Source organism: Neisseria sp. P0009.S007 (assembly GCF_051962515.1).
Window position 1 is genome coordinate 39274 of record NZ_JBQCVF010000002.1, and the last position, 17218, is coordinate 56491.

General features: G+C 49.3%; 23 protein-coding genes and 2 pseudogenes. 3 read left to right on the forward strand and 22 right to left on the reverse strand.

The features are described 5' to 3' along the window. Positions 1–2: 2 nt before the first annotated feature. The 16 genes from ACTHS3_RS00710 to ACTHS3_RS00785 all read right to left on the reverse strand — a co-directional run bounded on the left by ACTHS3_RS00710 (position 3) and on the right by ACTHS3_RS00785 (position 7870). Positions 3–203, reverse strand: a complete 201-nt coding sequence (locus ACTHS3_RS00710; RefSeq protein WP_049230751.1) for a hypothetical protein — start codon at positions 201–203, stop codon at positions 3–5. Between the two features lie 15 nt (positions 204–218). Further along, the gene (locus ACTHS3_RS00715) at positions 219–464 is read right to left on the reverse strand and encodes a hypothetical protein (RefSeq protein WP_049343831.1); all 246 of its coding nucleotides are present in this window, start codon (positions 462–464) and stop codon (positions 219–221) included. A 1-nt stretch (position 465) separates the two neighbouring features. Beyond that, complete coding sequence (locus ACTHS3_RS00720) at positions 466–1293, reverse strand: hypothetical protein (RefSeq protein WP_070646210.1); 828 nt, start codon at positions 1291–1293, stop codon at positions 466–468. Then, positions 1290–1646, reverse strand: coding sequence for a hypothetical protein (locus ACTHS3_RS00725; protein ID WP_070646213.1), 357 nt, complete (start codon positions 1644–1646; stop codon positions 1290–1292). The genes ACTHS3_RS00720 and ACTHS3_RS00725 overlap by 4 nt, the downstream gene beginning before the upstream one ends. Then, complete coding sequence (locus ACTHS3_RS00730; RefSeq protein WP_049343825.1) at positions 1643–1840, reverse strand: hypothetical protein; 198 nt, start codon at positions 1838–1840, stop codon at positions 1643–1645. Before ACTHS3_RS00730 ends, ACTHS3_RS00725 begins: the two co-directional genes overlap by 4 nt. After that, positions 1837–2328 (reverse strand): methyltransferase domain-containing protein, encoded by a 492-nt coding sequence (locus ACTHS3_RS00735; protein ID WP_070646216.1) that lies wholly within the window; start codon positions 2326–2328, stop codon positions 1837–1839. The genes ACTHS3_RS00730 and ACTHS3_RS00735 overlap by 4 nt, the downstream gene beginning before the upstream one ends. Then, positions 2328–2495 carry a hypothetical protein gene (locus ACTHS3_RS00740; RefSeq protein ID WP_168162972.1) on the reverse strand — a complete coding sequence of 56 codons (168 nt, stop codon included), beginning with the start codon at positions 2493–2495 and terminating at the stop codon, positions 2328–2330. The genes ACTHS3_RS00735 and ACTHS3_RS00740 overlap by 1 nt, the downstream gene beginning before the upstream one ends. Positions 2496–2684: 189 nt before the next feature. Continuing rightward, entirely contained in the window at positions 2685–2840 is a 156-nt protein-coding gene (locus ACTHS3_RS00745) for a hypothetical protein (RefSeq protein ID WP_168162973.1), read from the reverse strand. A 99-nt stretch (positions 2841–2939) separates the two neighbouring features. Then, entirely contained in the window at positions 2940–3179 is a 240-nt protein-coding gene (locus ACTHS3_RS00750; RefSeq protein WP_063076373.1) for a hypothetical protein, read from the reverse strand. Positions 3180–3206: 27 nt separating this feature from the next. Next, on the reverse strand, positions 3207–3449 hold the full coding sequence (locus ACTHS3_RS00755; protein WP_025457345.1) for a toxin PIN: 243 nt from the start codon (positions 3447–3449) through the stop codon (positions 3207–3209). A 1-nt stretch (position 3450) separates the two neighbouring features. Then, on the reverse strand, positions 3451–3798 hold the full coding sequence (locus ACTHS3_RS00760) for a hypothetical protein (protein WP_083314034.1): 348 nt from the start codon (positions 3796–3798) through the stop codon (positions 3451–3453). Beyond that, entirely contained in the window at positions 3791–4360 is a 570-nt protein-coding gene (locus tag ACTHS3_RS00765) for a helix-turn-helix transcriptional regulator (RefSeq protein ID WP_070695161.1), read from the reverse strand. Before ACTHS3_RS00765 ends, ACTHS3_RS00760 begins: the two co-directional genes overlap by 8 nt. Then, positions 4357–5076, reverse strand: coding sequence for an AAA family ATPase (locus ACTHS3_RS00770; RefSeq protein WP_049358176.1), 720 nt, complete (start codon positions 5074–5076; stop codon positions 4357–4359). The genes ACTHS3_RS00765 and ACTHS3_RS00770 overlap by 4 nt, the downstream gene beginning before the upstream one ends. Positions 5077–5138: 62 nt before the next feature. Next, positions 5139–7340, reverse strand: coding sequence for a Mu transposase C-terminal domain-containing protein (locus tag ACTHS3_RS00775; protein ID WP_440366836.1), 2202 nt, complete (start codon positions 7338–7340; stop codon positions 5139–5141). Further along, positions 7337–7594: a helix-turn-helix domain-containing protein gene (locus ACTHS3_RS00780; protein ID WP_049352586.1), complete on the reverse strand. Its 258-nt coding sequence runs from the start codon at positions 7592–7594 to the stop codon at positions 7337–7339. Before ACTHS3_RS00780 ends, ACTHS3_RS00775 begins: the two co-directional genes overlap by 4 nt. Before the next feature lie 63 nt (positions 7595–7657). Further along, positions 7658–7870, reverse strand: coding sequence for a hypothetical protein (locus ACTHS3_RS00785; RefSeq protein ID WP_049352588.1), 213 nt, complete (start codon positions 7868–7870; stop codon positions 7658–7660). 323 nt (positions 7871–8193) lie between these two features. Between ACTHS3_RS00785 and ACTHS3_RS00790 the strand changes: the two genes are divergently transcribed. Beyond that, positions 8194–8958 (forward strand): S24 family peptidase, encoded by a 765-nt coding sequence (locus ACTHS3_RS00790; RefSeq protein ID WP_063076376.1) that lies wholly within the window; start codon positions 8194–8196, stop codon positions 8956–8958. A gap of 144 nt (positions 8959–9102) precedes the next feature. On the opposite strand, the gene ACTHS3_RS00795 is transcribed toward ACTHS3_RS00790, so the two are convergent. From ACTHS3_RS00795 to acpP, 5 genes are all read right to left on the reverse strand, one after another. Next, complete coding sequence (locus ACTHS3_RS00795) at positions 9103–10071, reverse strand: amino acid permease (RefSeq protein WP_440366839.1); 969 nt, start codon at positions 10069–10071, stop codon at positions 9103–9105. A 98-nt stretch (positions 10072–10169) separates the two neighbouring features. Further along, positions 10170–11057: a homocysteine S-methyltransferase family protein gene (locus ACTHS3_RS00800; protein WP_440366841.1), complete on the reverse strand. Its 888-nt coding sequence runs from the start codon at positions 11055–11057 to the stop codon at positions 10170–10172. 141 nt (positions 11058–11198) lie between these two features. Then, on the reverse strand, positions 11199–11891 hold the full coding sequence (locus ACTHS3_RS00805) for a hypothetical protein (RefSeq protein WP_440366843.1): 693 nt from the start codon (positions 11889–11891) through the stop codon (positions 11199–11201). 182 nt (positions 11892–12073) lie between these two features. Beyond that, positions 12074–13321 (reverse strand): beta-ketoacyl-ACP synthase II, encoded by a 1248-nt coding sequence (gene fabF / locus ACTHS3_RS00810; protein WP_039861923.1) that lies wholly within the window; start codon positions 13319–13321, stop codon positions 12074–12076. Positions 13322–13483: 162 nt separating this feature from the next. Then, complete coding sequence (gene acpP, locus ACTHS3_RS00815) at positions 13484–13720, reverse strand: acyl carrier protein (protein WP_003679644.1); 237 nt, start codon at positions 13718–13720, stop codon at positions 13484–13486. Between the two features lie 254 nt (positions 13721–13974). On the opposite strand from acpP, the pseudogene ACTHS3_RS00820 reads away from it, so the two are divergent. Continuing rightward, positions 13975–14629: pseudogene (locus tag ACTHS3_RS00820) on the forward strand (IS1595 family transposase). 274 nt (positions 14630–14903) lie between these two features. Beyond that, the gene (locus ACTHS3_RS00825) at positions 14904–16379 is read left to right on the forward strand and encodes a DUF389 domain-containing protein (protein WP_049344980.1); all 1476 of its coding nucleotides are present in this window, start codon (positions 14904–14906) and stop codon (positions 16377–16379) included. A 44-nt stretch (positions 16380–16423) separates the two neighbouring features. Here the strand turns inward: ACTHS3_RS00825 and ACTHS3_RS00830 are convergent. Then, positions 16424–16615: pseudogene (locus tag ACTHS3_RS00830) on the reverse strand (aminotransferase class IV); the annotation flags it as partial. Positions 16616–17218: the final 603 nt, after the last annotated feature.

Genomic DNA, 17218 nt, shown 5'->3' on the forward strand with positions numbered 1-17218 from the left:
CTTTAATCTTGATCTGATAAGTCTCGTAAAATTTGACTTAAAAAATTCTCGTGGAGTGCTGTTTGCCTTTTTCTCAGATAGCCTGCTGCAGCATGTCCGGCAAAGATTGCAGGAGTTTTTTCACTATCATCTCCCAATCCTTTGATTTCAAAATCAAATAAGCTTTTGGTACTATCTTTAATGGTAATAATGACTTTAGCCATTTTCTTTTTCCTTTCTTAGTTTACTTTTCGGTCTGCATCTCTCAACTGTCTTGCCAGTTGCAATGCTTTTAAATTAGTGACAGCAGCCTTGATAAATCCTTCCGTATCTCGGGCGGCATCACTGCATACGCTGTCTAAAAATTCCGTTGTCAACGCAGCCATCAGGTCGGGAGCTTGATACTCACCGTTTATCTTGATTTCGGGCAACTCGACGCGACACTTCCCATTTTCCGCAATGATTTTAAAAACATACTCTTTCATTTCACTTACCTTTCTTGTTTAAAACATCTTTCACTTCCGCCATTTTCTGACGGCCTTTTTCCTTATCCGGCGCGGGCTTTGCCAGCATCGCCCTTGGTATCAACCGTGGCGGCAGGTTGCGGAGCAGTTCGGCGGGGTGCGGCCATGTTTCCGCCGCCTGCAATACCTTAAACCCCGTCTGAATCCGTATCGGGTCATACTCCGGCGAGACGATTTCTTTTTTCTCCATCAGTTTCCGATACCAAATTTCCGCAACTACCGGCATATCCTGCGCTGCCGGTCGGTTGGGTAGATTGAGCGCGGCAAGCAATGTAAAACCTGAAGCGATTTCTCGTTTCGCCCAATCTTCTCCTGCCCATTCGCCCAAGGCTGCCACACCCTGCCGCAGCTTGGACGGTGCGCCGCCTTCGCCCCCTCTCCCCGTGGGAGAGGGCTGGGGAGAGGGCACCCCCGAACCCTGCCACTGGCTGATAATCTCCAGCAAATAACCATGCGACTTTAAGGGCAGTTTCAGACGGCCTTGGTCGCGGGCATTAACGGTTTCATTAAAACCGTGAATCCAAGCCTCGGTAGGAGCGGGGAAACAAACCCCGTCGCGTGCCGCCTCCTGTGCCTTAATCATCGGCAGCAACTCATTCAGCAGTTTCGCGGTACGCGCCCAAGAGAGCTGGGACTTGGCGGGGCGGAACAAACCGATATACCGTATCGCCGCCTTGCCCATTTCAGCATCCATCTCCAACACAGCCCGCAATACAGACGATGCGTCGGCATCGTTGATTAAGCTGTCCAGACTATGCACCGCCCCGCAGTTCGGGCATTTGATGTTCATTGTTTATCCTTCCAAACATCGCCACCAGCCTGTACATTTCCATTGCCTTTTACGATTTGAACATTACCTGCCAAGTGATTTTCAAGTTCAGCTTGTTTATCGATCCATGTCTTAAACTCTGACCAAGTTTCAAACTTAGTTTGCTTGTCACGCATCAACCTGCCCAACTTAATGCCCAGATAAGACAAAAACATCAAACCGCTGATAAATGTCCAAAACACTGAGGCTGACCAATGGCTGATATACACACAAAACCCTAACATCGCCCCCGTGAAAACATCCTTGATGATGCTTTCCAAAACACTTTCACTCGCGTTGTACGCAACAAAGTTTTTACTTCTGATTTCAATCATTTAACCACCCCAAGAATCGCCAAAAACGCCACAAGGACAACAATCAACCCAAAAAACATACCGCAGGCATCCAAAACAACAGCTTTAGTCCGCTGCTTAAACCAGTTTTCAATCAGGCTCATCAGTGCCAAAACCACCAGTGCCAAACCAATCAGCCCGCAGATCAAGAGATAAATCATCATTCCAATGCTCATGACGCTTCTTCCTTCAAAAACGTTATCCAATGTGTCTGTGTTTGGTTTTGCTTATGCTTCATGCTAACGTGCCCAATAAGTGGTTCTACGTTAGTCAGAGCAAGAATCTCTTTCACAGGGATTTGATTTTCACTCCACTTAAAAATCAATATGCCGTCAGGACGCAATACCCGGAAACACTCAGCAAACCCTTTACGAAAATCTTCTCTCCACTCATTGCCCAACACCCCGTATTTTTTTGCAAGCCAAGATTTTTCTCCCGCTCTTTGTAAATGAGGCGGATCGAAAACCACTACTGCGAACGTGTTGTCAGGAAAAGGGATATTTGTAAAATCCATAACCACATCGGGATTAATTTCCAGTTTGCGCAGATATTTCCGGTCTTTCAGTAGATGGATTTCTTTGCGTTTATCGCCGAAAACAGCTTCAGGGTTATTTTTATCGAACCACATCATCCGGCTGCCGCAACACGGGTCTAATACCTTCATCACGCTTCCTCCCATAAAGTTATCGCCCGAGCCAAAGTTTCCGCCTCCGCCGTTTTCCACATCCCGTCCGGCGCACGCGCGGCAATCACAAATCCCTCGCCGTCCTTCTTCATGAGCATCAGCTCGCCACGGTCTTCGATCCATTCGGTAATTTCTTTTTGATTCATTTCTTAAATCCTTTTAAATCAACATCTTATATTTTCAATAAGGCAAAAAAATATAGAGCAACATCAACGACTTACCGTTTTAATTGTCGTCATGCCATTTACCTGTCATGTGCAACACGACGATTCGGGCCAGCATTTCAAGCCAAATCCCCAGCAGCACCAACACCGCCAATCCGACAACAAACCAAATCATTTTTTCTCCTCCTTCTTGTCAACAGGCCGTCTGAAACGCGCCTGATATTCTTCGATTTCACGCTCCCGGCTTTTTTGCGCCATTCGCGCCGTCGTACGCCTGCGGTGTTGTCCCCAAGCCTGCCAATCCGTATTACGTCGTCCGAAACTCATTTCACACATCCTTTCAAAATCGCCTTATCACCATATTTCGCGCGGATTTCCTTTACCGCCCGATCCAAAGCCTCTTGTTTCGCCGTAGGGCTCAATGGCTTATCGCTCATAAACAATCCCCTTCATTTTTTCCTCCGTACTCATCGACTCGTATTGCTCGCCCAAGGCTTGAGCCTCCAAGTCCGCCATCCGCTCGCGGCGTGACATTTCCAACTTCGCCGCCGACACCACCGGCTTAGAGCAGCTGTGAAGCATCGTTCCCACCAAAACCGCCCAAAACAACAACCAAAAAGCCAAACCGATCCACTTGGTTTTCCGTTCGCAAAACAAATTAGACATTTTCCTATTTCCTTATAAATCAATTACTTAATATTTTCTTAAGGCAAAAAAATTATTGCGCACCCAATCCGCCTTAACCTGCGCCGCCCATTCCTTGGCTTCCTCTTTGCTCTCGAAGCGTTTCCGCAGTCGGCGGATTTGCAACCATGCGAAGCCTTCTTTCCGCTTGCCGCGTATATCCGCACGCCAAATCTTCCGCCGTTTATGGGTTTCATAATCGTGCCAAGTGTCCTCATAGACTCCGGCGTGTACCGCATATTCGTGTCTCATTTCAGCCAACCTTTTTACGCTTTTCGCATGGTTTAATTTCACACTTTTGACATGCCCGCCAGTGCTGCATTTTGATAGGGTTATGCGTCGGAGCGGGGGAGAGAGAGATTTCAATACATTCGGCTCGTTCCATCCGTCGACCTTCAAACGGACACATCACCTTGCGAAATACATCCGCCACTTTCGCAGCAACTTTGTCAGGCTTGCCGTTGTATTTGCCGTTCAAAATCAGACTGATGCTTGTCGCGCTGTATCGGAGTTTTGCCGCAGTCTTCATCAGTCCGTCTTTCTCGACCTCTTCCTTCAAAACCGCGTACCAATCTTCTTTCATATAATCTTTTTTATTCATAATCAGGAACCTCCCTTAATACAATTTCGTTTATATTTGGGTCGTACACCTCTCTGACAGCCAGCAGCTGCGGTGCTTTCGACCCTGTATTCTTCAAAAGGACAAACGATTTTTTCCGAGCGTTGCCCGTATTTTTCAGATAACCCGCTGCTTCAAGGTGTTGAGCATAAACCTTGGCCATACTGCGGCTGACAGGGTGTGTCATATTGACGTGGGCCGTCAGGCTGTCCAAGTCAAAGGTTTTCAAAATCCGCATCGTTCGCCACAAGGCTTCCGTTACCGGACATTTCAACGGCTGACCGTCATCAGACAAGCGGGGCGCATCCACACCCGCATCCCGCTCCAGTCGGTATCCGTACGGGCTGCAAAAGTCCGAACCCTTCTGTATCGACACAAACCCGCCTTTATTAAGAGCTTTCAGATACGTGTACACCGTATTCCCGCTCAGTTGGCAGGCTTTGGCGATTTCAGAGACCGTCTGAAGCCTGTCCTTATTGCCCCGCAGACAGTTCCAAATCTCTTGTCGGCGGTTGCGGGGCTTCGTCAATGTCGTCACGCTCATAATTTGACCCCGCGTTTAGGTGCTTCGCCCTTGTACAGATCGGCTTTCGCACAAACCTCGCGCGTTACCGTATCCAAGCCTTGCTGGTTGGCAAGCTCCAACAGATTGACCAAATTGACCGTTACGCGGCGTACCGAGCCGTGCGCCAAATCCACCAAATAAGACAGCGCATCTTTTTCAAACGTCAAATCAGGTGCGTAAACCTTCGCCAACTCTTCCGCGTCTGCCAAATCGACAGGCTGCGCAGGTACCCAAGCCAACACGCGACCGTGGAAACGCTCGAATTTCTTCAGCTTGGTCGGCAACATCTCCTCGCCCACCAACATCAGCGGGGCTTGGCTGCCCTCGTAGATGTCGCGCACCAGCTCGACCAATCCCTTATGCGTAACCAAATAGTCCGCCTCATCCAAAATCAACGGACGTTGGCTGGCGGCCAACTGTTCGCAGATCACATCCAAACAACCCGCCGCCGTCCGGGCAGGCGGCAAGCCCATCTCGAAGCAGATTTTTTCCAACAGCGTCTTTTTGCTCCATGCGCTGCGCAGCTGGACATAGTAAGCTCGTGTCTCATTCGCCACCGCCACCGTCGCCGTCGTCTTACCGAAACCCGAAGGGCCGTACAACACACCCAAACCCGGCAAACCGTCCTGACGGTTAACCAAACGCTCCATCGCAACGGAGACCAAAGACAGATTGTTGATATTTGCAATTTTCATTTTTAAAATCCTTTTAAATTAGTGAATAAACCTTGTTTAAAACCCCGAAAGGTCGTCTGAAATCAAGCCAGCATCGCCCGTTTGGACAACGCCTTATACTCATTGCTTTGCGGATACCGCTCCAGCCATCTTTGCGCCTGCGGCGGCAAATCCGTCTGACCGCAAAGACGCTGATACAGCGCAAACCGCTCCGATGCTTCGGACGGTACCGACCATCCCGCAGCAGCTTCCGTTTCAGACGGCATTTCCACCGTCTTCACTGCCACAGCCTCGACCGTTAAATCGTCCTCACGGTTTCGGCGTGCTGCCAATGCGGCAGCCTTAGCCTTGATTTGACCCATATCCAGCACCATCCCCCCGATATTGACCGAGTCCTGATGTTCGATGGTCGGTACGCGGCGTTCTTTCAGGATGTTTTGTTGTTGAAGCTCGTTGCGTTTCAGACGCTCGTCGTTGCGTTTGTCTTCCGCGCGCTCCAAGACGCTGACAGGCATATAATCCGTCGAATTTCCATGCCATTCCGCTTTGCAGATAAGGCGGCCGACATCGTCGTAAATCCAAACCCAAAGCGCGTCCTGCACGTCGTAGCCGACCCTGACCGTTTCGCCGTTGAACTCCATCAGTTCGGCGGAATAATAAGTATTGCTGAACAGCGATACCTCTCCGCGCCGTACCGTGCGCATCACCTGCGGTCGGAACAAATACCCTTCCTCCTCCGGCGACACTCTCGGCGGCTCGCCAAACTCCGCCACCTTCAAAGCCCAAAACTCATTAGGCGACATATGCCGGCGTTTGCCATCGCGGTCGGTAAACTTAGGCAGCGAACGGTGCGGTCGGTCGTTATATTCGTCCACCACCCGTTCGATATAGCCCTTAAACTCATCCCAAGTAGGAATCGGCGAATTCAAAATCTTCCCGTGCAGGCGGACTTCCTTACGCGACAACTTAAACAGCTTCTGCCGCGCCTCGTCGTCCATATTTTTTCCCACAAAAGACGGCAGGTTCGCCGCCGCCCGTGTGAAAATATTATGGCTGCGTTCCGACGCGCCCTTCGCTTGCGAGTTATAAGCCCGCGAATGCGTCATCGTCATACCCAGCCTGCCCATCAGACCCGTTGCCTCATCCGTCATCATCAAGTTTTCAAAGCCACGACCCCAGTCCACATACCAAAGCGCACCGATGGCCGCGCGGCTCGCGTGGCTTAAAGCCTCAAGCACGGTAAACCGGCTTTCCGCCAGCCCCACGCTCCAGCCCATACACCGTCTTGTGCCAACGTCCAAAACCGTCGTAATTTCAGGTCTGAACGGCAGCCCCGATAACGGATTCAACACCTCCGCATCAAACGTATGACCGTCGGCGGTGTAGATGGCGGCAGGTTTCAAGTGCAGGAAATCGCGCCGTTTGTGCGGCAGGATATTTTTCAAATCCCGCGCGCCGCGTCGTCCGCGTTCACGCTCCACATTGCCAAGCTTGCCCAACCACCGGCGCACCTGATGGATACTCGGCACATCGCCCCCTCTCCCCGTGGGAGAGGGTTGGGGAGAGGGCAAAGCCTCCAGCCTGTTCACAAACAAGCGGTAAGCTTCAGAAACAGAAGGCTTCATCGGCAGCCGGTAGCATTCCAAAAACACCGGCAGCCAAGACGGGACGTTCATATCCTCGGTTCTAGATTTCGGCGCGAGGCTGTTAGATTCCCGCGCCGCAAACCACCTCTTGATGGTCCGTACGCTCGGCAGCTTCCCACCGCCGCCGCGCCCGTCGGCAGCCAAAGAAAACAGCTTCGCAATATGCTCGAAGCCAGGCATCTTCGCCTGCGTCAAAACAGTCGTCATCGCCGCCTCCTTCGACACACCCGATTCCGCCATTACCAGCTCGACCGCAGACAAAACCCCGCGTCGTGCCGATTCGCACAGCCGTTGTTTCTCCGTCGAGCCGTCCGCAACGCCGATGGTAAGCTGTCCCCCTCGCACATCGGGAGAGGGCAGCCCCGCCTCCTCGCCGCCTTTTTCTTCATAAGAAGACAGGGGGGCGGGCAAATCTGACAAACCGCCCAAAACCTCGTTCAGCTTCTTCGCCTGAATCAGTTTCAACACCTCTGGGGGCGGTGCATATTCGCGGCGTTTGCCGTTTTTCCCACCCTGACAAGAGGCTTCAATAAAAGACCACTTCTCTCGTTCAACCTTATATAAGATTGCTCTGTTCGTCTTAGGAAATTTTTCCAAGTTCATTTCCAATAACTCGGAAATCGAATAATGCGTTTTCATGCTGCCGCCTCTTTATATAAATAAGCATAGCGGGGGCGGATGCGCCGCCCGTCTTTCGTCCACCGTTCAGGCCACAGCTCATACAAGGGCTTGCCCAACACTTTCGCAATCGCCATCTCGCCGGCAGTCGACGGCTTTCTCAAAGCCTGACGCACTGTGCTTTCGCCTATACCTGCCATCGCAGCCACATCGGCAAGCGACAGTCCCTTCATTTTGATTTCCGCCCGTATCATTTCAGGATGCATACCACTCATCGTTTTCCTTTCTTTATTATCTAGACAGGTCGTCCGCCGTTTCAGACGACCTGTTTAACCTTATTAAATTCGACGAATAAAGTTCCAAGTATCAGCATTCAAACCTATAGCACAGGCATCGTAATAACCGCCTTTCACTTCGGTTTTCTCTCCACCCAACCATTCGATGACGAATTTTTTAGTCTTCCCGCGACCATATTCCAATATCCGCCCCACTGTACTTTCTTGATTCATATCCCAATCGTTCATCTGCATAATATTTGCAATGTGCTTCATTTTGATTCCTTTCTGTATAAAGTATCTAAGCAAAACCGCTTAATCGGTCGTCCGAACCGTTTCAGACGACCTGTTAAACAGTCTCCTTCCTGACGGGCCGAATACCCGTCATTTTTTTGGCTATTTCCAAATTGTTAAAGAACACTGCAAAATCGGTTATACTGTTTTAAAGTTGCCGTTTCGCTGTTTTTAAAATTATATAACTTGGAAATTATTTCGCAACTAAAATTTCCATGCTTTTCTATGTTGTTTTGACAAGTGATTGTTTTAAATATGAAAATAATTTCTAAGATTTTTTCCATGTTTTTAATTGGAGCATGGAAATGAAAGAGCCAAAATTCAGCATCTCTGAAATTCAGAATTTGATTACCCAGTTGAATCTGATAAGCCTGCCGAATACAACACGCGCCATTCAATACAGGGCAGAAAGAGAACATTGGGAATATGAAGAAGCACCTTCACAAGGTGGGAAGAAAGGTGTTAAAAGAATCTACCCTCTTCCTCCTTATGTTATTGATGAATTGGAACAAAAAGGCTTGCTCCATTTGATAGATGGCGCGGAAACAGACACACCGCTTGAAGTCCGCAACACTCAACCCGATGTAGCGCATATCGAAAATATGGATTACGCAGACTGGGCGGCACGTCAGGATACGCGCGACATCGTACCCGTCCGCTATTACAAAGAAGTCTTCGCCAGCGCAGGCAGCGGCGCAATACCGTGGGATACCAACCCCGAAGCCATGTGGTTCCGAACCGCCTTCTTCAAACACCTGCAGCTCTCCCCCGCAGACTGCTTCTGTACCCGTATCGACGGGGACAGCATGTTTCCAACCCTAATCGACCAAGGCACCGTCCTATGGCAAACCGCCACGCGCTACACCCGGGAAGGAATCTACCTCTTCCGGCAACAAGACGAACTCCGAGTCAAACGCCTGCAACGCCTGACCGCCGATACACTCAACATCATCAGCGACAACCCAAATAAATCCATCTACCCGACAACCCAACTGACCCTGTCCGCCTCCACCCCCGCCGACTTCCAAATCCTCGGCAAATACCTCTGGAGCTGCGGCATATCAAAATAAACAACTTCCCGATAATTCCCATGACAAAAAAAGCGCGAAACCGACAAAAAACTGTCAGATTTCGCGCTTTTTTCGCAATTCTAAAATTTCCCCCACTTTTTTAAATTTCCTTAGTCTTTCAATAATTTCCGCCTTTTTTTCTCGTTATATATCTATGACAAAACTAACACCACCCCACACATACAGCGTCCAGCTTAAATAAGACGACAGCACAGACACAATCAGGCAGGAAGAAATCAACACTTTACCCCAAGAGCCGACCATGTGCGCCAACACGCCCGCCATAGACGGATTAGCCATTGCTGCAATATCCGCACGAGGCAAAATGCCTTGAGCCAAGACGGTAATTGCCACATACATGGCCAGCGTCAAGCTGACGCCGATAATGGTTGCTCGACCGACATCAGCACGACTTCGCGCATGCTTGGACAAAACCGCCGCACCCTCAATACCGGTAAACACCCACAGCGTAATCAGCATTGTGTTTTTCACCTGCGTCATCAGGCTGACATCAGGATTTTCAGGCGTAGCAAGGCTCGCCCCTGTCCAATCGGACATAAACACTTCGGTTTGAAAGAAATAGGCTGCCATACCAATAAATAAAATCAGCGGAAATACTTTGACTGCCGTCGCAATCAGGTTCACTCCTGCCGCTTCTTTAATACCGCGCACCACCAACCAGTAAATCAGCCACACAATTACTGATTCTCCAACAAAAGCAGCAAATGTGTTGCCTTTGCCGAAAATCACGTTGTCCGGCGTATCGACAAATCCGCCTACTGCTTCAAACGCAACCACCAAATAGCCGACAATACCGACCGTGGTGCAAAGCCAATAGCCCCACGCCGAGAAAAAACCCATCAAATCGCCGAAGCCGTCGCGGGCGTACGTATAAATACCGCCATCCAATTCGGGCTTAAGTTTGGACAAGGCCGAAAATGACAGGCCGAGGAAGATAATGCCCACACCGGTAATCAGCCAACCCAACAGCAAAGCCTGCGAACCTGCAACGGCAGCCATATTCTGCGGCAGGCTGAAAATACCCGAACCAATCATGGAACTGATAACCAAGGCCGTCAGCGCGGCCAAGCCGATTTGAGATTTTTGCGACATGTTTATTCCTGATTTTTATCATTATGTGTTTGTGAAGCGACGGCATTACCGGCTTTTTTAGCCTGTTCTAACCGTATCAAAATATTATGCAGCTGCTTTCAGACGGCCTTAAATCCTTGCGCCAACGCACGGATATGTTCAGGTGCGATACCGCAGCACCCGCCGATGATTTCAGCACCCAAATCCGCCCATTGTCTCGCCCATGCCAAATAATTTTCCGGCGTGGCATCAGCGCGAATCGGATCCAAACCATCGTTGGCCTCGTTCATCTGTCCTTGTACCGGTTCAAATGCATTGGCGTAAACACCCAGTTTCAGACGGCCTTGGGCTTCATGTGCCACTTTCAAAGCTTCTGCCATTACTTCAGGCTGACTGCAATTGAACAACATTGCCACCGCACCTATTTCTACCGCGAAATCCGCCGCCTCGTGCACGTTTTCCCCCGAACGCAACACCGGTACATCATGCGGCATCGTATCTTCCAAAGTAAACGACACCCAAAACGGCTTACCGTCATCAGGCAGACTGTTGCGCCAGAAACGCGCTTCTTCCAAGCTGGATACGGTTTCTGCCAACCAAATATCAGCAAACGGCATCAAACCCGATATTAAAGGGCGCGCCAAAGCAGGTGCGACTTGTTTGTCAAACAAGTCAGGGCGGTAAGAACCGAATAACGGCGGCAGGCTTGCGGCCACTTTTGCAGTAGTCCCGCTTTGTTCCACCGCTTCACGCGCCAAACGGCCGGAAAGCCTTGCCCATTCGGCAGCTTGAGCATCAAAGCGCTCCTGCCCGATATGAAACGGTACAAGCGCATAGCTGTTGGTCGTAATCACCTGTGCACCGGCCTGGAGAAAATCCAAATGCGTTTCACGCACAATATCCGGTGCTTCCATCAAAGCCAAAGCAGACCATTCCGGCTGACGAAACGGTGCGCCGCGCCGATGCAGTTCACGCCCCATTCCGCCGTCTAAAATCGTTACTGTCATGATCTACCTCCAATGATGAATTTTTAAAATCGCCATTCTACGCTTTTTTAACTCCTTACCTTTAATCTATGAAAAACTAAACTTATGCAGCTTCGTTATATAAAAGGCCGTCTGAAACTGGATTTCAGACGGCCTTTACGATTATTTCACAAACCGTGCATCTGCCATAAACGGCCGTGTAGCGGCTGGTTTAGCGGAATAGAAGCGGGAGAAAGTGCTGTCGATTTTAGTCTGTATCGGCTTACCGTCCAATGTTGCCGATGCTTCCAATTTCACACCACCGCCACTGGTTTCGCCTAATTTCATATTTGGCAACGTCAGTTTGGCAATATTGAGTTTCACATTTCCCACTTTGGTATCGGGGGACATCAGCTGCTTACCGACCGGACGGATTTTTTCACCCTCATCATGAGGCGCGGCACCACCGTTATCGTCAACCACGCCGATATTAATCAATCTGGCAGACGCCAAATCCATCTTGCCGTTTTTGACCGGAATACCGACAAACAGTTTTACGCCGCGATGAATGAACGTATTGTCCCGCCACTGAGTTTGGCCCTCTTTCGGCGGTTTGGTTTCTGCCGCCACCGAATAAGTGCGGCCCATAATCATCAATTTATAACCTGGAATTTTTTTCGAACCGGATCCATCAGTGATATCTTCGACCAGTTGCGGCGCAGTCAGGGTTTCGTTTGCCAAAATACGGGCTGAAGTTTCTGCCAAATGGGCAGGCTTGCCGTCTATGGTCAATGCCTGTTCATGGCCGAAATCAGACGCAAATGCAGGCACGGCGGCCAGTGCAGCGGCCAATGCTAGAATACGGATAGTTTTCATTGCAGACTCCTGATAAAAATGTAATTGGGTTGATTACCCGATAAAATCCGGGCAATATTGATTGGAGTCGATATTTTTATATAAATGATACAGATTATCAAGAATATTTGTATTTAAAAATAAAAAAAGGTCGTCTGAAAACCAAGTTTCAGACGACCTTTTAATCTACTTAAAACCTTCTATCAGTCTTTGAAGCGTTTGAATACCAATGTGCCGTTGGTACCGCCAAAGCCGAAGGAATTGGAAATGGCAACGTCGATTTTCGCATCGCGTGCTTCGTTGGCGCAGTAATCCAAATCGCAACCGGCTTCAACGTCTTGTTCAAAGATGTTGATGGTCGGTGGAGATTTTTGCTCGTGTACCGCCAACACGCTGTATAACGCTTCCACACCGCCGGCCGCGCCAAGCAAGTGGCCGGTCATGGATTTGGTGGAGTTAACAATGACTTTGCGCGCATGATCGCCCAAAGCGCGTTTGATGGCTTTGGTTTCGTTGGCATCGCCCAAAGGAGTCGATGTACCGTGTGCGTTGACGTAATCAACGTCTTCAGGATTCAGGCCGGCATCTTTCAGGGCACGGGTAACGGCCAATGCAGGGCCTTCTTCGTTAGGCGCGGTAATATGGTAGGCATCGGAGCTCATACCGAAGCCGACGATTTCGGCGTAAATTTTCGCACCGCGTTTTTTCGCGTGTTCCAATTCTTCCAACACCAGCACGCCAGCGCCTTCGCCGATAACGAAACCGTCACGGCCTTTGTCCCACGGACGGGAAGCGGTAGCAGGGTCGTCGTTGCGGGTGGAAAGTGCCTTCATGGCGGCAAAACCGCCGACGCCCAAAGTGCTGATCGCGCCTTCTGCGCCACCGGCAATCATCACGTCTGCGTCGCCGTATTTAATCAATCGTGCAGAGTCGCCGATGGAGTGTGCGCCGGTTGTACAGGCAGAAACCATGCCGTAACTCGGGCCGCGGTAGCCTTTGAGGATGGTCACGTGACCGGAAATCAGGTTAATCAGCGAACCCGGAATAAAGAAAGGATTGATTTTGCGCGCGCCGCCTTCGATAACGGCTTTGCCGGTCGCTTCGATGCTGGGCAGGCCGCCGATACCGGAGCCGATGTTGACACCGACGCGGTCTTTGTCGAGGGTTTCCAAATCGTCCAAGCCTGAATCATTGATGGCTTGCAGGGCGGCGGCAATACCGTAGTGGATGAACACGTCCATACGGCGCGCTTCTTTCGCGCTGATGTATTGGCCGATGTCGAAATCGCGAACTTCGCCGGCGATTTGGCTGTTGATGTCGGATGCGTCAAAGCGGGTAATCCGTCCGATGCCGCTTTTGCCTGCGAGCAGATTGCTCCATGCGGTGGCGACGTCGTTGCCGACCGGTGATACTTGGCCAAGACCTGTGATGACTACTCTTCTCTGACTCATGATAATCTCGCTGTTGGTTGTCGGGATTTTCGCGGCAGCCTTGCTCTTTTTCTTCGTGAAAACGGGCAAAACTCATGCCGTCTGAAATTTCAGGGGTTTAATAATAAGGTAAAAGCCTCTATTGCGATGGCGCAGCAGAGGCTGGATGTTTGGTGCGACCGATTAGCCTTGGTGGGCGTTGATGTAGTCGATAGCCAATTGTACGGTAGTGATTTTTTCAGCGTCTTCGTCAGGGATTTCGCAGCCGAAAGCTTCTTCCAAAGCCATCACCAGTTCTACGGTGTCCAGAGAGTCAGCACCCAAATCGTCTTGGAAAGAAGATTCGTTTTTCACTTCGGCTTCGTTTACGCCCAGTTGTTCAGCAACAATTTTTTTAACTTGTTGTTCGATGTTTGACATGTCAGTCGTTCCTTTTCGCCTTGCGGCAGGTTGTTTAAGGGAAATAATTCGTCGGTATTGTACCGAATTCGGATAGAGTTTTCCATCTAATCCTGCATTTTAGCACAGATTATTCTGGAAAAACCTGTTGTTGCGCATATTAGCATATGCTGATTTTAACCTACAAGCAGGAATTTGTTTTTGTTACGTATTAACATTAACATTATTAAAAACAAGGGGCTGTACTAGATTAGCAGATATGTTACCCTCGAAATATGAAGATAACTCACTGCAAATTAAAGAAAAAAAGTACAGAAAGAACTGCTTCGTTTTTTTGTACTCGAAGTTACCGCCCGTTCTGCCGCCGATATTTTGGGTATCCATCCCAATTCGGCAGCACTGTTCTACCGTAAAATCCGCATGGTTATCAACTATCATTTGGCCTTGGCTGCCGATGAGGTTTTTGAGGGCTCTGTCGAACTGGACGAAAGCTATTTCGGCGGACAGCGTAAAGGCAGACGTGGTCGAGGTGCGGCAGGAAAAGTGGTTGTCTTCGGCATTCTGAAACGCAACGGACGGGTCTATACCGTTGTGGTGGATAATGCCAAGTCTGAAACGTTACTCCCTGTCATCAAAAAGAAAATCATGCCGGACAGTATTGTTTATACCGATAGTCTGAGTAGCTACGACAAGTTGGACGTGAGCGGTTTCATCCATTACCGCATCAACCATTCCAAGGAATTTGCCGACCGTCAGAACCACATTAACGGCATTGAGAATTTTTGGAATCAGGCAAAACGTGTCTTGCGAAAATACAACGGAATCGATCGCAAATCTTTCCCGTTGTTCTTGAAAGAATGCGAATTTCGATTTAACTTCGGCACACCGTCCCGGCAGCTAAAAATCCTGCAAAAATGGTGTGAAATTTAGGGCTAATCTACTAGTACAGCCCCTTAAAAAATTTTGATGGCGGTTGCTGCTGAAAAAGTAGAAATTGGATTTGAGAGAAGGTTTTTGCATATGCTGGTTTCGTGAAGGCCTACGCAGGATCAGCGTTGTCAGCGTTTTCATGTGTATGCTAACCTTCTGCAAGGTATCTGCTTAATCATATTTGAAATCAGTATTAAAGCATAATTATCAGTATCCGAAATTCCAGTTAATTAAATATTCAGAGACAATCGTTAAGATTGATTTAAGGATGAAAATGCAAGACCAAGAAAACATTAAAAACCAAGAAGAACAAGAAAATCAGCCAAAAGAAGACAATGGTGCCATGACCAAGTTGCAAGATGTGTTCAATCTTGCGCATGACCAGGCCCATCCCGATAAAATTGATGCCGTCATCCGCGCCAATACTCGGGTGTCCGGAACCAATATGTGGGTATTGATGTTTGCCATTGCCGTGGCGAGTATCGGTCTAAATGTAAACAGCACGGCGGTAGTGATCGGCGCGATGTTGATTTCGCCGTTGATGGGGCCGATTGTAGGTATGGGTTACGGTTTGGCGGTAGGGGATACTGCGCTGATCCGTCAAGCCGTGCGCAATATTATTATATTCGTCGTCATCAGCTTGATTACCGCTACGTTGTATTTCCTGTTAACCCCGCTTAAAGAGGCGCAAAGCGAGCTTTTGGCGCGTACTCAGCCGACCCTTTGGGATGTGTTGATTGCCTTCTTCGGCGGTAGTGCGGGTATTGTGGCGCTGACTCGAAAAGAAGGAGGCAATGCCATACCGGGTGTGGCGATTGCTACCGCATTGATGCCGCCCCTGTGTACTGCGGGCTACGGACTGGCACATGGCAACTGGCACTACTTTCTCGGTGCTTCATATCTTTTTGCCATCAACTGCGTGTTCATCGCTTTTTCGACCTTGTTGTTTTCCAAGCTGCTCAAGCTGCCGCGCAGGGGGTTGGTAACGGAATCCAAACGCCGGTTGCAAAGCATCATTATTACTGCCGTCGTGTTGGCTGTGATGATTCCGAGCGGCTATATGGCATCAGGACTGGTGCGTCAGGAGATCTTCAACACCAGAGCCAATGCTGCCATTGCCACTGCGAAGCAACAGGAAGGTTTTTTCGTGCTGCGTAAGATGTTGAACCATAGAGAAAATAAAGTCAGTCTGGTTGTCAATGGAACGGGCAATGCCGAGAAAATTTCCGCCTTGCTCGTGAAAAGCCTTGAAGCGTCAGGTGTGAAAGAGCCGAAGGTCAACGTGGTCTATGCGGGAGGGGACAATGCCAAAATCGAAGAATTGCTGGCAAGCCAAAACAACCCGGTTCAGCAGCAAAATGAGCTGAAAGAGCAACAGGCCTATATCGATACCGTACTGGCAGGCAAAGCCTCCGATATCGACGATGCAGCGGTACTTAAGGAATTAAAAGCCCAATATCCGGAAGCGGAAAAAATCGTTGTCGGACGCGGCTTGGCTTGGGATAAAGCGCAAACAACGCCTGTTTCCGAACAGTCTGAAAGCCAAAAAAACGCAGAACCGAAGACAGATACATATGACGATATCGTCGTTGTCTCTCTCGAATTGGAGCAGCCACTACCTGCCAAAGATTACGAGCGGATACAGGCGTGGTTACGCCAGCGTTATGAGGGTAAGGTAGTGAGCATATTGCAAACGCACAAGTCTCAGACAGATAAACCGTCTCAGACAGATAAACCGTCTAACGAATAATCGCCTTCAGGCTTTATCCATTTCCGAGAAATCATTGATTGTTCCTAGTACACCAAATCCGCCTCAAACACGCCTCTCAAGGCGTTGGAGAGGCGGATTTTTTCTGCGCGTTCGAGCATATCGCGGGTGATGTGTGTTTCGATGATGGTGTCCGCGCCCAAGTAGGTTTGCAGCTGCTGCAACACGGCTTGGCGCATGATGCCGTTGAGGATATCCAAATCCAGAGACGGGGTGAGACGGGTGTTTTTGTGCATGTTCATGTTTCAGTATTCTCCTAGAAATACTGTAAACAACGCTACTAGTTTCTACAGCATCGAGTTGATAACGTTCGCCCACACCGGCAAGGTTTTCTGCGCCAAGGACAAGTTTGAGTTTCTCAAAGTCGATTTGGTCTTCGCAAAAGACTTCGGGAAAGATTTGTTTAAGTTTTAATATATTGTTTTGTTTGAAATTATTTTCTAAATCGTGTATAATTTTTCGGTTCGGTTGCCATAATTGCGTCTTCCATCAATGATCACTTACAAAGTGTCCATTTTATCGGGATATGTTGAAAGTTAAAAGAAAAGAAGGCCGTCTGAAAAACTTTAATATTCGTTTTTCAGACGGCCTTCTTTTCACTTGCCGAAACAAGAGTATTTTGTTTCTCAACTTTACAAAACAGTCAATCCTGCTGCTTGCTTCTACCCTAAAAACTCTTTCAAAAACAGCAAGACACAGGCAAGTTCGTCGGCGGATTCGCGTTGGGTGCCGTTGCCGGTATGGCCGCCGCCGTCAGGCGAGTAGAGCCAAGATTGCGGCGAGGTTTCGCGCAGTTTGGCGTAGAACTTGAGCGCGTGGGC

Excerpts from the sequence above, each read along its gene's own strand:
- ACTHS3_RS00710 (WP_049230751.1), bottom strand. The coding sequence starts at position 203 with ATGGCTAAAGTCATTATTACCATTAAAGATAGTACCAAAAGCTTATTT.
- ACTHS3_RS00715 (WP_049343831.1), bottom strand. The coding sequence starts at position 464 with ATGAAAGAGTATGTTTTTAAAATCATTGCGGAAAATGGGAAGTGTCGC.
- ACTHS3_RS00720 (WP_070646210.1), bottom strand. The coding sequence starts at position 1,293 with ATGAACATCAAATGCCCGAACTGCGGGGCGGTGCATAGTCTGGACAGC.
- ACTHS3_RS00725 (WP_070646213.1), bottom strand. The coding sequence starts at position 1,646 with ATGATTGAAATCAGAAGTAAAAACTTTGTTGCGTACAACGCGAGTGAA.
- ACTHS3_RS00730 (WP_049343825.1), bottom strand. The coding sequence starts at position 1,840 with ATGAGCATTGGAATGATGATTTATCTCTTGATCTGCGGGCTGATTGGT.
- ACTHS3_RS00735 (WP_070646216.1), bottom strand. The coding sequence starts at position 2,328 with ATGAAGGTATTAGACCCGTGTTGCGGCAGCCGGATGATGTGGTTCGAT.
- ACTHS3_RS00740 (WP_168162972.1), bottom strand. The coding sequence starts at position 2,495 with ATGAATCAAAAAGAAATTACCGAATGGATCGAAGACCGTGGCGAGCTG.
- ACTHS3_RS00745 (WP_168162973.1), bottom strand. The coding sequence starts at position 2,840 with ATGAGTTTCGGACGACGTAATACGGATTGGCAGGCTTGGGGACAACAC.
- ACTHS3_RS00750 (WP_063076373.1), bottom strand. The coding sequence starts at position 3,179 with ATGTCTAATTTGTTTTGCGAACGGAAAACCAAGTGGATCGGTTTGGCT.
- ACTHS3_RS00755 (WP_025457345.1), bottom strand. The coding sequence starts at position 3,449 with ATGAGACACGAATATGCGGTACACGCCGGAGTCTATGAGGACACTTGG.
- ACTHS3_RS00760 (WP_083314034.1), bottom strand. The coding sequence starts at position 3,798 with ATGAATAAAAAAGATTATATGAAAGAAGATTGGTACGCGGTTTTGAAG.
- ACTHS3_RS00765 (WP_070695161.1), bottom strand. The coding sequence starts at position 4,360 with ATGAGCGTGACGACATTGACGAAGCCCCGCAACCGCCGACAAGAGATT.
- ACTHS3_RS00770 (WP_049358176.1), bottom strand. The coding sequence starts at position 5,076 with ATGAAAATTGCAAATATCAACAATCTGTCTTTGGTCTCCGTTGCGATG.
- ACTHS3_RS00775 (WP_440366836.1), bottom strand. The coding sequence starts at position 7,340 with ATGAAAACGCATTATTCGATTTCCGAGTTATTGGAAATGAACTTGGAA.
- ACTHS3_RS00780 (WP_049352586.1), bottom strand. The coding sequence starts at position 7,594 with ATGAGTGGTATGCATCCTGAAATGATACGGGCGGAAATCAAAATGAAG.
- ACTHS3_RS00785 (WP_049352588.1), bottom strand. The coding sequence starts at position 7,870 with ATGAAGCACATTGCAAATATTATGCAGATGAACGATTGGGATATGAAT.
- ACTHS3_RS00790 (WP_063076376.1), top strand. The coding sequence starts at position 8,194 with ATGAAAGAGCCAAAATTCAGCATCTCTGAAATTCAGAATTTGATTACC.
- ACTHS3_RS00795 (WP_440366839.1), bottom strand. The coding sequence starts at position 10,071 with ATGTCGCAAAAATCTCAAATCGGCTTGGCCGCGCTGACGGCCTTGGTT.
- ACTHS3_RS00800 (WP_440366841.1), bottom strand. The coding sequence starts at position 11,057 with ATGACAGTAACGATTTTAGACGGCGGAATGGGGCGTGAACTGCATCGG.
- ACTHS3_RS00805 (WP_440366843.1), bottom strand. The coding sequence starts at position 11,891 with ATGAAAACTATCCGTATTCTAGCATTGGCCGCTGCACTGGCCGCCGTG.
- fabF (WP_039861923.1), bottom strand. The coding sequence starts at position 13,321 with ATGAGTCAGAGAAGAGTAGTCATCACAGGTCTTGGCCAAGTATCACCG.
- acpP (WP_003679644.1), bottom strand. The coding sequence starts at position 13,720 with ATGTCAAACATCGAACAACAAGTTAAAAAAATTGTTGCTGAACAACTG.
- ACTHS3_RS00825 (WP_049344980.1), top strand. The coding sequence starts at position 14,904 with ATGCAAGACCAAGAAAACATTAAAAACCAAGAAGAACAAGAAAATCAG.